General features: G+C 58.2%; 11 protein-coding genes. 1 reads left to right on the plus strand and 10 read right to left on the minus strand.

Annotated features, from left to right (window positions below; all coding sequences use genetic code 11):
• Positions 1–302: 302 nt before the first annotated feature.
• The 10 genes from J3353_RS06580 to J3353_RS06625 form a co-directional block, all read right to left on the minus strand.
• The gene (locus J3353_RS06580) at positions 303–1,538 is read right to left on the minus strand and encodes an argininosuccinate synthase (protein ID WP_005928879.1); all 1,236 of its coding nucleotides are present in this window, start codon (positions 1,536–1,538) and stop codon (positions 303–305) included.
• A 270-nt stretch (positions 1,539–1,808) separates the two neighbouring features.
• Positions 1,809–2,657 carry a GNAT family N-acetyltransferase gene (locus J3353_RS06585; RefSeq protein WP_207684466.1) on the minus strand — a complete coding sequence of 283 codons (849 nt, stop codon included), beginning with the start codon at positions 2,655–2,657 and terminating at the stop codon, positions 1,809–1,811.
• A 1-nt stretch (position 2,658) separates the two neighbouring features.
• Positions 2,659–3,486 carry an MYG1 family protein gene (locus J3353_RS06590; RefSeq protein WP_156066706.1) on the minus strand — a complete coding sequence of 276 codons (828 nt, stop codon included), beginning with the start codon at positions 3,484–3,486 and terminating at the stop codon, positions 2,659–2,661.
• A gap of 160 nt (positions 3,487–3,646) precedes the next feature.
• The gene (locus tag J3353_RS06595; protein ID WP_207684467.1) at positions 3,647–5,080 is read right to left on the minus strand and encodes a glycoside hydrolase family 1 protein; all 1,434 of its coding nucleotides are present in this window, start codon (positions 5,078–5,080) and stop codon (positions 3,647–3,649) included.
• A gap of 34 nt (positions 5,081–5,114) precedes the next feature.
• The gene (locus J3353_RS06600) at positions 5,115–6,716 is read right to left on the minus strand and encodes a PTS transporter subunit EIIC (protein ID WP_242699298.1); all 1,602 of its coding nucleotides are present in this window, start codon (positions 6,714–6,716) and stop codon (positions 5,115–5,117) included.
• 97 nt (positions 6,717–6,813) lie between these two features.
• A complete protein-coding gene (locus J3353_RS06605) occupies positions 6,814–7,644 on the minus strand; it encodes a PRD domain-containing protein (RefSeq protein ID WP_207684468.1) in 831 nt (276 codons plus the stop codon).
• A 286-nt stretch (positions 7,645–7,930) separates the two neighbouring features.
• Positions 7,931–9,280, minus strand: a complete 1,350-nt coding sequence (locus tag J3353_RS06610) for an acetyl-CoA carboxylase biotin carboxylase subunit family protein (RefSeq protein ID WP_207684469.1) — start codon at positions 9,278–9,280, stop codon at positions 7,931–7,933.
• Between the two features lie 179 nt (positions 9,281–9,459).
• Positions 9,460–10,212 carry an esterase family protein gene (locus J3353_RS06615; protein ID WP_207684470.1) on the minus strand — a complete coding sequence of 251 codons (753 nt, stop codon included), beginning with the start codon at positions 10,210–10,212 and terminating at the stop codon, positions 9,460–9,462.
• Positions 10,213–10,300: 88 nt separating this feature from the next.
• The gene (locus J3353_RS06620; RefSeq protein WP_207684471.1) at positions 10,301–11,068 is read right to left on the minus strand and encodes an alpha/beta hydrolase; all 768 of its coding nucleotides are present in this window, start codon (positions 11,066–11,068) and stop codon (positions 10,301–10,303) included.
• A 162-nt stretch (positions 11,069–11,230) separates the two neighbouring features.
• Positions 11,231–12,310, minus strand: coding sequence for a branched-chain amino acid aminotransferase (locus J3353_RS06625; RefSeq protein WP_005928914.1), 1,080 nt, complete (start codon positions 12,308–12,310; stop codon positions 11,231–11,233).
• Between the two features lie 484 nt (positions 12,311–12,794).
• On the opposite strand from J3353_RS06625, the gene J3353_RS06630 reads away from it, so the two are divergent.
• The gene (locus J3353_RS06630; RefSeq protein ID WP_117505625.1) at positions 12,795–13,448 is read left to right on the plus strand and encodes an HAD family phosphatase; all 654 of its coding nucleotides are present in this window, start codon (positions 12,795–12,797) and stop codon (positions 13,446–13,448) included.
• The last annotated feature ends 50 nt before the right edge of the window (positions 13,449–13,498 follow it).

The raw sequence follows: 13,498 nt of genomic DNA on the forward strand, positions 1-13,498 counted from the left end.
CAATGCCACCTCTCCCAAAGGGAGAGGCTCTGGCGCAACCGAGAACTTCACGGCTTGACCGGAAACTTTGCCGCTATGCCAAGGGCTCTCCCTTTGGGAGAGCTGTCACCGTAGGTGACTGAGAGGGCGAGGATGTTTATCTTGTAAATAAAAACAGCTAAAAACGGCAAAGCCGCCGCAGGGGAAAACGCTCCTGCGGCGGTGCCGCCGGCAACTATGCCGGTTTTGGAACTCCGTTGTGAAAGTGTAGAAAACACACCGGAGAGAAAGTTGGCTTTGTGTGATCCCGGTGGATCAGCCGCTTAGTCCTCGATCTTCGGCCAGCTCTTGGACAGCTTTGCGCGCTCCTTGATGGACAGGCCAAACAGGTTGATGAAGCCTGCTGCGTCTGCCTGGTTGTAATCCTCGTCCTCACCAAAGGAAGCGGTCTGCTCATCGTACAGGGTGAACGGAGAGGTGACACCTGCGTTGATCATGTTGCCCTTGTACAGCTTCAGCTTCACGTCACCGGTCACGGTCTTTGCCAGGCTGTTGGCAAAAGCATCCAGAGCCTCACGCAGCGGGGTGAACCACTGGCCGTTGTAGACGATGTCGGCATACTTCTGTGCCAGCTGCTCCTTGAGGTGTGCGCTCTCCTTGTCCAGGGTGATGGTCTCCAGAACATTGATGGCCTTGTACAGGATGGCACCGCCGGGGGTCTCATACACGCCGCGGCTCTTCATGCCCACCAGACGGTTCTCCACGATATCCAGCAGGCCGATGCCGTTCTCGCCGCCCAGCTTGTTCAGGTACTCCACCAGCTCCACAGCGCCCATCTCCTTGCCATCAACGGCAGTGGGAACGCCCTTTTCAAAGTGGATGGTCACATAGGTCGGGGTGTCGGGAGCCTGCTCGGGGCTGACACCCAGCTCCAGGAAACCGGGGTGGTTGTACTGGGGCTCGTTGGCGGGGCTCTCCAGATCCAGGCCCTCGTGGCTCAGATGCCACAGGTTCTTGTCCTTGGAGTAGTTGGTTTCGCGGTTGATCTTCAGGGGGATGTGGTGAGCCTCGGCGTAGTCGATCTCCTCGTCACGGCTCTTGATGTCCCACTCACGCCAGGGAGCAATGATGGCCATATCGGGGCACAGGGCCTTGAGGGTCAGCTCAAAACGCACCTGATCGTTGCCCTTGCCGGTGCAGCCGTGGCAGATGGCATCTGCGCCTTCCTTGATGGCGATATCGGCCAGCGCCTTGGCAATGCAGGGGCGTGCAAAGCTGGTGCCCAGCAGGTAGTCCTCGTATTTTGCACCAAACTTCAGGGTGGGGAAGATGTAGTTCTCCACAAAGTCCTTCTTCAGATCCAGAACGTACAGCTTGGAAGCGCCGGTAGCCTTGGCCTTTTCCTCCAGGCCGTCCAGCTCGGTGCCCTGGCCCACGTCACCGGAAACGGCGACGACTTCGCAGTTGTTGTAGTTTTCCTTCAGCCAGGGAATGATGATGGAGGTATCCAGACCACCGGAGTAGGCCAGAACGACTTTTTTGATGTTTTCCTTTTTCATAATAAACGCGCTCCTTTTAATAAAAATACACTTTTGTACCCTGATGCGTACTTTCCCTTCGCATCCTCTGTCTTTGATTCGCGGTTGATGCTTTTATTATACGCCACGCGGCTTTTTCGTCAATGCTGAAAACTGCCAAACATGCCGCGCATTTGCAGCAGGATTTGTTACACTTTGTATGTTTATGCAGTATTATTTGTTTATATTCAAATTTTATGCAGTTAAAATGTATATATGAAATGCAAAAAAGCGCCCCGAAGGACGCTTTCTTTATGCTTGATATCTTCCCAGGATCTTCTCCACCTGTTCCTGTGTCAGCGGGTGGGTTGGCTCCGGCTTTTCATTGCCCCTGCGCAGGGGCAGCCACCAGGTGGACAAGCCCAGCCAGCCGAACTTATAGGCGGTGTGGGGCTCACGGCCCACGCAGGTGAAGCCCAGGCGGGCATGGATACGCTCACTGGCGGGGGTGGGGTCTGCCACAAGGGCGTAGACATTCCAGTAACCCATCCCGTCCAGAATATCCAGCAGGGCGCGGTAGAGGGTATCCCCCACACCAAAGCCCCGGGCATCGGGGGCACAGTAGATGGTGCTCTCCACAGCCCAGTCGTAGGCCTCCCGGGGGTGGTAGCGGTGGGCGCAGGCGTAGCCCAGCAGTTTCCCGTCCCCATCCCGGGCCAGCAGCAGAGGGATCAGCGCACGGGTGCTGTCCACCCAGTCCTCATACTCCGGCAGGGAAGAGGGCGTTACCTGAAAGGTGGCGGTATGATGCAGGACATACCAGTTGTAGATGTCCAGGATCTCCGCCGCATCGGCCCGGGTGGCCAGCGAGAGCCGGGGCAGGTTCTTCTCAGCCCATTCGGCGCACAGGGCTTCCTTCTGCGCCTTGGTCAGCTTTTTCAGGGCTGCTTCCCGGCGCAGGGCGGCAGATTTGTCTGTGCACCGTTCCAGATACGCGAACCGCTGTGCCCCCAGCGCACGGGTGCACTTGGCTCCCTTCCCGCTCTTGTGGGCGTGCAGGCGGCTGGCCGGGTCATTTGTCCAGCCCGTGTAGAGTTGGCCGCCTGCGCAGCGCACCATATAGACATAGGCCCGCTCCGTCTTCTCCGCTTCCCCGCTCATATCACAGTCTCCCGTTGTTTTTCAGCACCTGACGGCAGGCGGCCAGCGCCGTCTCCTTATCCTTTGCGGTGATGAGGAAGCGGCTGGCGTGGCAGAAACTGATGCCCTCGATGCCGCTCTTCTGCTCAATGATCTCCTGCGGCTGGCCTGCCCAGCTCTGGGGGAAGGGCAGCTTCGGCTTTTTGGTCTTGTGGTCGGTCACGCACTGGGCGCTCCACCCGCCGCGCTGGCTGGGGTAGATGACGAAGAGGGCATCGGTCTTGTACAGGCCATTCTTCCAGGGCAGGTAGCAGGGCAGGATCACGATGCCGTCCCGGGAATTCTTATAGGCCTGCTGCACTTTCTCGTCGGCGCGGTTCACGGCGTTCGCACTCTCGATCTGGTTTTCCAGGATCTGCTTTGCCACAGCCACCGCCTTGAAGAAGCAGGTGTCCTGATCCTCCTTGGAATCCCACACCGGGTTGAAGAAGCCGATGGCATCGCACAGGCTGTTCTGCTCGCCGGTGTTGTCGTTCAGGTCAAGGGGCTGGATAAAGTTTTCATCGATGAGCCGGGCCTGACGCTCCCCCACCAGCCCCGGGCCCAGCACCCGCCACAGCAGGCCGAAGGCCGCATAGGGGATGCCGTTGGCGCGGTACTCGCGGGGCTCCTGATGGTGATCGAACATGCCAAAGCCGATATCATACACGATGCCGTCGAAATCGTCCGGTACCACAAAGCCTCGGGTGATCCTGATGTCCGGCCGGATGATCTGCAGCAGCGCCGTTGCAAATACGTCGTCCGCATGGAACTTGCCGGCGTGGGTGAAGCCATTTGCAGGAATTTTCATAACAGCAATACCTCGTTCTCTTTCTTTGGGAACAGTATATCACATTCTGAAGCAGGGGACAAATTTTTGTGCACAACAAAGACCCGCCGGGCAGCATACGCCACACAGCGGGTCTGAAAGGAGGAAGTGCCGTTTCAGGGCACCTTATGAGAAGCATGTGTTACAGGACGATGGGTTTGTCCGGGTCGAGCTCCAGGTTTTCGCCGTTGGATTCGATCACGCGGCGGTACCACTCGTAGCTCTTTTTCTTGTAACGTTCCAGCGTACCGGAGCCGTCGCTGTTCAGGTCCACATAGATCATACCGTAGCGCTTTTTGATCTCCGCCGTGGAGCAGGAGATCAGGTCAATGCAGCCCCAGCTGGTATAGCCCATCACGTCCACGCCGTCGTGCAGCGCTTCGCTGACCTGCACCAGGTGGTCGTTCATGTAGCGGATGCGGTAATCATCCTCCACCGTAAAGCTGCCGTGGCCGTCCGGCACCAGGGTGTCGTTGGCACCCAGGCCGTTTTCGGCAATGAACAGGGGCTTGTGGTAGCGGCTGTACAGCCGGTTCAGGGTGTAGCGCAGGCCCTTAGGGTCGATCTGCCAGCCCCACTCGCTGACCTTGGAATACGGATTGCGCTTGAGGGTGGGGACCATGTTGCTGCCGGTGGGCTCGCCCAGCGAGTGGTCAGCGGCGGCGCAGTTGCTGGAATAGTAGCTAAACGAAACAAAGTCCACAGTGTGGGTCAGGGCTTCGCGGTCCTCATCGCTGATCTCCAGTTGCACGCCCTTTTCCTCAAACACGCGCTTGGCATAGTAGGGATAGGCACCCAGGGCCTGCACGTCCGAGAACAGGTACACCTCGTTGTCCAGCTCCATCACCTCGATGATGTCATCGGGGTTCGGGGTGAGCGGGTAGATGGTAACGGCCAGGATCATGCTGCCCACCTTGTACTCCGGGTCGATGCTGTGGGCCAGCTGCACAGCCTTGGCGCTGGCCACCAGCTCGTAGTGGATGGCCTGATACAGCTGCTGGTTGCTCAGCTGGGCCTTGGGGGTCAGGATGGCACCGCTGACAAAGGGCTGGTGCAAAATGGAGTTGATCTCGTTGAACGTGATCCAGTACTTCACCTTGCCCTTGTACCGCTCAAACAGGACCTGGCAGTATTTCAGGTACAGGTCGATCATGATGCGGTTGCTCCAGCCGTTGTACTTGCGGGCCAGGGCCAGGGGCGTTTCGTAGTGGGAAATGGTGATGAGCGGCTCGATGCCGTACTTGTGGCACTCGTCAATGACATCATCGTAGAACTTCAGGCCCGCCTCGTTGGGCTGTGCTTCCTCGCCGGTGGGGAAAATGCGGCTCCACGCAATGGAAAAGCGGTAGACCTTGAACCCCATGCCCGCAAAGAGCTTGATGTCCTCTTTGTAGCGGTGGTAGTAATCAATGCCTTTCAGCTTGAGGTTGTCGGGGGTCGGCTCCTCGGTGATGACCTTGAAGCCCTTAGGCAGCACATCCTGGATGGACAGGCCCTTGCCATCTTCCAGATAGGCACCCTCGCACTGATTTGCGGCCGTTGCGCCGCCCCAGAGGAAATTTCTCGGGAAATACATACAGGTTCCTCCCTAATGTTGCAGCGTCCGGGGATCAGTTCTTTTTCTCGTCACGGAACAGGACGAACGAGACGATAAAGGCCACCACAAAGGCAATGGCTGCACCGGCGCAGGCATAGTAGAAGTTGGCCATGGGGGTATCCAGGCCAATGTAGCTGGGCAGGGTCAGCAGACCGGGAGAGCCGCCGGAGTAGTTCTTGGTGTTCATCAGGCCCATAAAGAAGCCGCCCACGCCGCCGCCAGCCATGGCTGCGATCATGTTGGTGCGGATCTTCATGGTAACGCCGAACAGAACCGGCTCGGTGATGCCGCAGACGGCGGTGATACCGGTGGCGGAGGTCAGCTGCTTGAGTTCGGGGTCCTTGGTCTTGATGGAAACGGCCAGAGCAGCAGCGCCCTGTGCCACGTTGGAGGCCAGCTGGCCCGGATAGATGATGGTGTCAAAGCCGATGGTCATACGGTTGTTGATACCAATGGGGGTCAGGGCGTGGTGGGTACCTGTCATGACCAGGAACGGCAGGAACACGCCGACGATGGTGGGCACCAGCCAGGGTGCCAGGGTGCTCAGGCCATTGATCACAGCGGCCAGGGCGTTGGAGACCACATAGCCCACCGGGCCCAGCACACACAGGGTGGCAATGCCGCAGATGAACATGGTCAGCAGCGGAGCGGTAAAGAAGCGGATGGCTTTGGGGGAGATGCGGGTAGCCCAGGGCTCCACCTTGGACATCAGCAGCACGCCTAGGATGATGGGGATCACGGACGAAGAATAGGAGGCGTTATAGATGGGCAGCATGAAGATGGTGATGGCCTCGCCGCTTTCCTTGGAGGCAGCCACCAGGTTCACAAAGCTGGGGTGGATCAGGATGCCACCCAGCATCATGGCCAGGTAGGGGTTGCAGCCCAGCTTTTTCGCCGCCGAGTTAGCCAGCAGGATGGGCAGGAAATAGAACGTGGCATCGCCCATGAAGTTGATGACCTGGTAGGTGCTGGACGTATTGCTGACCAGCTTGAACGCCACCAGGATGGCCAGCACGGCCTTGATCATGCCTGCTGCGGTCAGCGGGGGCAGGATGGGGGTAAAGATGCCGGTCAGGGTGTCGATGACACGGTCGTACCACTTGCCCTTGGGGGCGGGGGCTGCGGCGGCAGGGGCGGTGCCCAGCATCCCGCTGAGCTTCTCGTACACCTGCGTGACCTCGGCACCAATAATCACCTGATACTGGCCGTTTGCCTGGGCAACGCCCACAACACCGGCCAGGCCCTTGATGGCATCGGTATCGGCTTTTGATTCATCTTTCAGGTTAAAGCGCAGACGGGTGGCACAATGGGTGGCGTTGCTCACGTTTTCGGCACCGCCCACCAGGCTGAGGATCTGTTTTGCCAATGCGCCGTAATCTTCTTTTTTTGCCATTTGCAATTCCTCCATGATGGTTTGATCCGGGGTGATCCGGAGCCTGCTGCGCAGAAGCTCTGCGTCAGCCACACCGGGCAGCCCGCGGATCGCGTTGAGGTCGATCACACTGCGGTCCTTTACGGTAACGGACAGACAGCCGCTGCGGAAATCACACAGGCCTATGTTTTCTTTTCCGCCGGCCGGAGCAGCCAGCTGCTCCAGGAACTGTTTACGATCCATGGCAGAGGACCTCCCTCTCGGTCAATATCTTCTGAACCGCCCAACGCGCGCCATTGGGTGGATTCATGCAAAAAGGTGGGCAGGGAAGCGGGCCGGTTCAGGCCTCGTTCTTCTCCTGCAGGCGGGTGATGTGCAGCATGAGGTACACGATCTCCTCATCGTTGCACTGCCAGTTCCAGGCGGCCCGGAAATAGTCCGCGATGGCGCGGGCACATTGATACGCCTGCGGATAGTCCCGCCGCATCTGGGCCAGCATCCCGCTGATCCGCTCCTCCACCTGCCTGCCGGAGGCAAGCCGCTGGATGAGGTAGCGCAGATGCATGGAAAACCGGGAATACGAAAAGCTCTCTTTGTTGAGCGTAATAGCAAGCCGTTTCTCCACGATGCCGTCCACGTCCGAAAGGGCCTTGAGCGTCATCATCATGGAGTGCATATCGCCCGCTTCCGCCTCGGCGTTGATGAGGTGGAGGGCAATGTTCACCACCTCGCTGTCTGGCAGCTTCAGCCCGGCTTCCCGCGCCAGCAGCTCCCGTGCCTGTTTGGCCAGCTCTGTCTCCTTGGGGTACAGGTGGCGCACATCGTAAGCCAGCGGGGTCGAGATCTCGATGCCCTTGCGCAGCCGCTCCGCCGCAAAGTTCAGGTGGTCGGCCAGGGTAAAGGGCAGGTTTGGGTTCAGCGCACAGTCCAGCTCGATCTCAGCCCGCTCCGTGATCTCGGCGCAGGCCAGCACCAGCGGGCGGGGCAGATCGGCCGCCATGCCAAAATATTTGGGGTTCACGTCGTAAAACGTTCGCTCGATGCGGGAAAGATCCGTCAGCTCGTAAGGCATTTTGGGGAACCCGACCCCCCGGCCCAGCACCACCAGCTCCTTGCCGTTTCCGTCCAGTGCCAGGGCGGCATTGTTGTTGATCTGTCGGATGATTTTCATACCGTTCTACTCCCTGCATCGAATTTTCGGACAAAAAGAAAAACCCCGAATGCAGCAGCTCACACTACTCCCCTTGTTTTAGAAAGGGAATTCGATGCAAGTAGCGCCTCCGAGGAGTAACGTCTTGTTTTTACGAATTTATAATACCAAAGGTTCTTTGCTGTGTCTATTCGCACGATACCCAAAAAAGCGTATTGTTTTTTGTGCACCGTGAAAAAAGTGTAGCAAAAAGCCGCCGGGCAGAAAAATGCCCGACAGCCATTGGTTCAAGCTAAATTCTATGCACTTACTTTTTCCGGCTGCGCGTCTTGGTCACAGCCGTGGTAGGCTTCACGGCGGGGGAGAGGTTCGGCTTTTCGGTGAGGGCGGTGGTGGTGGGCTCGCCCAGTGCCAGCACCTCGGCCAGCTCCTTCTGCACCTTGGCGTTGACAGGGTCATTCACAGCCAGCACATCGGAGTAGAACTGCTCCATCTCTTCGCGGGTGGAGAAGGTTGCAACGTACATCTGGTTGCCCATGGCACCGGACAGAGCCTCGGGGATGCGGTCCACCATCCGCATATTCTTCTGGTACTTCTGCATGATCTGCTCATGGCTATACACAAAGTTTTTGCCATCGCGGCGGCCTGCAAAGGGGCAGTAGTAGTGCTCGCCCACCGGCATATCCGTGCCGCCGAAGGCGATCATATCTGCCCAGATCTTGTACACGTTGGTGGAGCGGGCAAAGTTGATCATATCCGGGGTAAAGCCGCCGCAAGGGCGCATATTGACCTCCAGCGCCACGAGCTGGCCCTTTTTGCCCATGCTGGCCTGATCCTCGGTCATGCGGAAGAACTCAAAGTGGACGAACCGGCTCTTCACGCCAAAGCTCTTGACGGCGGCACGTCCGGCGGCGCGGGTATCCTCGGGCAGGTCCTTGATGATATAGTAGATGGAGTTATCATTGTCGTTGACGATGTCCATGATGGACACCGGGCTGACGTTGCCCGCCTCAAAGATGGGGTTGCCGCTGCCGTCGATGATGGCATCGTAGCTGTTGACCTCGGCGTGGACGAACTCCTCCATGATGTAGGAGAGGTCGGGGTGATAGGTGCTCTTGTAGAGCAGGAAGCTCTTCAGCTCCTCATCGCTGGACAGCTTATGGGTATCGGAGGCACCCACACCGTTGTCCGGCTTGACCACCACCGGATAGCCCACCTCGTTGATGAACTTCCTGCAGCCCTCCAGGTCGTCCACCATGTGGTAACGGGCGGTGGCGATGCCAGCCTTCTGGTAATACTCCTTCATCTTGCTCTTGTACTTGATGCGGGGCATATCCTCGGTCTGGAAGCCAGACTTGATGTTGAAGTCCGTGCGCAGGGCCGCATCCCGCTCCAGCCAGTACTCATTGTTGGATTCCAGCCAGTCGATGCGGCCATACTTGAAGGCGAAGAACGCCACCGCCCGGTAGACCTCGTCATAATTCTCCAGACTGCCGACCTTGTAGTATTCATTCAGGCTGTCTTTCAGCTCCGGCTTCAGCTCATCATAGGGCTGGTCACCGATGCCCAGCACGTTCATGCCGTTATTTTTCAGCTCCCGGCAGAACTGCCAGTAGTTGGTGGGGAAATTGGGGGAGATAAAGATAAAGTTCTGCATAGCTTGATGATTCCTCTTTCTTGTTCACGTCCTCGCCCTCTCCGTCATTGCTTCGCAATGCCACCTCCCCCAAAGTGGGAGGCCTTGGCAGTCCCTGCAAAGTTCACGGTTTTGCCAAAGGCTCGCCCTTTGGGAGAGCTGGCAAAGCCGCAAGGCTTTGACTGAGAGGGTGAGCCGCCTTATCCTAGAATATAAGGCATATAATACACGACCTGCTGATACCACCAATTCCAGTCGTGCTTGACATCATAGCCCCACAGGTCCACCCAGACAGGGATGCCTTTCTGCTCAAAGATCTGCTTGAGCTGCCGGGTGGTATCGGGCTGCTCCCAAGCGCCCTGACCGCAGCAGATGACCGCCTTCCTGCTGCGGTAGAGGTCCATATAGGGGTGATCGGTGGGGAAGTTGGCCATGTAATCCACGGGGGAGTTCTGGTAGACCACCTCGTCCATGTAATCGCCAAAGCCGTATTTTGCGGTGTAGATGCCGCTGAGGGCCAGACAACCATCGAAAAGATAGGGGAACCGCAGGTAGAGGTTGACGGCATAGGTCGCGCCCAGGCTGCAGCCAAAGGCGATCACGCCGGGGAGGCTGTCCCAGCCGTTGCGCTCCTTGGCGATATACTGGATCTTGGGCACAACTTCCTCCACGATGTAGCGGATCCACTGCTCATAGCGGCGGATCCGCCAGTAGGGGTCGCCGTTGGTGTCGGACCAGGTCTCCTGATCGATGGTGTCGATGGAGATGACCATGATCTGCCCGGATTCGATCCACGGAGCCAGCGTACCGGCCATGTGGAAGTCCTCAAAGTCGAAGAAACGGCCATCCTGACAGGGGACAAAGAGCATGGGGCGGCCTGCGTGGCCGTAGACCTTGCATTCCATCTCCCGGCCCAGTGCGGGGCTGTAATCCTTGAAGTATTGTGTTTCCATGTAGTTCCCTCCTCTATAAAAAAACTCTCAGGCGCTCCGCGCCTCTCCTACCAGGAGAGGTGGCATCCCGAAGGGATGACGGAGAGGTTCAGTCCAGTTCATACATCAGTGTATGGAACACGAACGGCAGCTGCTTTTCCCAGCTGGCTTCGCTGTGGGTGCCGCCGGGCACCAGGCGGCTGGTCAGGTGGATGCCCCGGACCAGGATCTTGCTGCACATCTCAGCAAATTCCCTGCGCATCCCCTCGTGGCTGCCCATCTCCTGGGAACCGTAGTCCATGTAGAGCACCGTGCCGGGCTCCAGCTTTGCGCGGCCCACCAGACCGCTGAGCTTTTCAGGAGACACCCAGATCGACGGCGACAGGGCTGCCGCGCGGCTGAAGGTATCGTTATACTGCAGCAGAGCATACAGGCTCATCAGGCCGCCCATGGAGCTGCCGCCAATGAACGTGTGCTCCCGGTCCGGCAGGGTGCGGAAATTGTGGTCAATGAAGGGCTTGAACCGGTGGATGAACCAGCTCATGGTCGCCTGCCCCTTGCCGTCAAAGTGGCCATAGGTCGGGTCATCGAAGCGGTAGGGCGAATACTCCACAAGGCGCTCGTTGTTGGGGCCTGCATTGCACTCCACTGCCGCCACGATGAGCGGGGTATCGGTGTAGTCCAGATAATCCGCCACGCCCCAGCTCTTGCCGTAGGTGGCATCCGCATCAAAGAACACATTCTGGCCGTCGAACATATACAGCACCGGATACCGGCGCTCCGGGTCGGCTTCGTACATGGTGGGCAGGTAGACATACACCCGGCGCTGCTCCACACCGTTCACCGCAGGATAGCTGACGCTCCATTTTTTGACCATATTCCAGTTCCCTCTCGTTTCTGTTTTTCTGCACATAGTCTAGCACTGTGCAGGCGGAAAAGCAATCGGGGAACAAAACCATGATACGGCAAACGCCGCCCGGCGGTATTCCCACCCGGCGGCGTTTGCAAAAATTCTGAACAAAGAGAAGCGCGGGAAGGATCAGTACTTTTTCTCAACCGGAACGATCCAACCCTTGGTATCGGGGATCTTGCCCCACTGCATCCCGGTCATGGTATCGTACAGCTTCTGGGTCACAGGGCCGATCTTGCCATCGCCAATATAGGCGTGCTCACCCTTCCAGACCAGCTCCTTGACAGGGGAGACGACTGCGGCGGTACCAGTGCCGAAGACCTCCTCCAGCTTACCCTCGCGGGCGGCCTGCATGATGTCCGCAATGGCCAGCTTGCCCTCGATGACATCATAGCCCCAATCCTTCAGCAGCTCGATGCAGCTGCGGCGGGTAACGCCGGGCAGAACGGTGCCGACGGTTGCAGCGGTGTAGACCTTGCCGTCGATCTTGAACATGATGTTCATGCTGCCGACTTCCTCAACGTACTTCTTCTCCACGCCGTCCAGCCACAGCACCTGTGCATAGCCCTGCTCCTCGGCCAGCTCACCGGCCTTGATGGAAGCAGCATAGTTGCCGCCGCACTTGGTGAAGCCGGTCAGGCCGGGGGCGGCACGGATGTACTCATCCTCAACGTAGATGCGGACGGGGTTGATGCCCTCGGCGTAGTAAGCACCGGAGGGAGCACAGATGATGCAGAAGATATAGTGCTTGGAAGCGTGCACGCCCAGACCCACATCATTTGCAAAAATGAAGGGACGGATGTACAGGGAAGCACCATCGGTGTGGGGCACCCAGTCGCGCTCCACATCCACCAGAGCCTCAACAGCCTGCACAAAATCCTCTTCCGGGATCTTGGGGATGCACAGACGGTCGGCGGAATCCTGGAAACGCTTTGCGTTGCAATCAGGGCGGAACAGCTGAATGGTGTCATCCGCGGTGCGGTAAGCCTTCATGCCCTCAAAGATCTCCTGCGCATAGTGGAACACCACCGTGGCCGGGTCCAGCGGGAAGGGTGCATAGGGGACGATGCGGGCATCGTGCCAGCCCTCGCCCTCGGTATAATCCATCACAAACATGTGGTCGGTAAATTTCTTGCCGAAGCCCAGCTTGGTCTCGTCCTGAGGCTTCTCCTTGGGAGAAGTGGTACGAGTGATCTTGATATCCAACATGATATATTTCCCTCTTTTCTGATCTCACGCAGCAGATTTTGCGCGGCACGCGCCCGCACCTGAAATGCCGAATGTTGTTTTCTATTATAGTAGTATGAGCCGGATTTGCAAGGAAACGCAAAATCTTTCATGTTTGGGGGCTGTAAGTTGTCGCAAATTGTGATATTATTGCTGTAAGCAGGGCTTCTCCCCACAGCGGCCCCTGCTGTTAAACCTCTCCGTCAAAACCTATCGGTTTTGCCACCTCCCCTAGTAGGGGAGGCCTTGGCAGTCCGGGCAGGTTTCCAGTTTTGCCAAAGGCTCCCCTATTAGGAGCAACAGCAACAACCGCCGCCAGTGGCGGATAAAGGGCATTGCTGTTGGGGCCGCGGCCAGCAAGACATAAAATTGGATGCCGGGAGCCGCAACCCGGGCCTGCCGAGCGATAGCGACGGCTGAGAGGTTAAACAAAGTATTATCTCATCAAGAAGGGAACCAATCCATTATGATCAACGGCGTAATTTTTGATATGGACGGCCTGATGTTCGACACCGAGCGGATGTGGGCCACTTTCTGGGAACCGGCGCTGGCGGCGCTGGGTCTGGAGTACAAGGAAGGCCTTGCCGAGGCTGAACGCGGCACGGCGGGCGAAACTTCCCGTAACATCGTGCGGCAGTTCTACGGAGAGGACTGCGATGCCAACGCCATCATCGACAGCCTGCACCGGGTGGCCGATGAGGAGTTCCAGAAACCGGTGCCCAAAAAGCCGGGGCTGGACGAGCTGCTGGCCTGGCTGGATGCCAACCACATCCCCATGGCGGTGGCCTCCTCCAGCCGGGTCCATGTCATCGAGGGCAACCTGAACAACTGGGGGCTGACCCACTACTTCAAGGCGCTGGTATCCGGCCAGCAGGTCAAACATTCCAAGCCCGACCCGGAGATCTTCCTGCTGGCGGCGGAAAAGCTGGGCACCGACCCCGCCCACACGCTGGTGCTGGAGGACAGCTACAACGGTGTCCGCGCCGGTGCCGCCGGGGGCTTTGTCACCGTCATGGTGCCCGATCTGCTCCCCGCCGACGATGAGATGCGCGGCCTGTATACCATGGAATGCACCAGCCTGAACGAGGTGCTGGACAAACTGAAAACGGGAGAACTGTAATTGAGGGAAAGCTCCGCAAAATCGCCCCGTGTTCCGGGGTTTTATTGTCT

It is taken from the genome of Faecalibacterium sp. Marseille-Q4137, assembly GCF_017377535.1.
GTDB classification, from domain to species: Bacteria; Bacillota; Clostridia; order Oscillospirales; family Ruminococcaceae; genus Faecalibacterium; species Faecalibacterium duncaniae.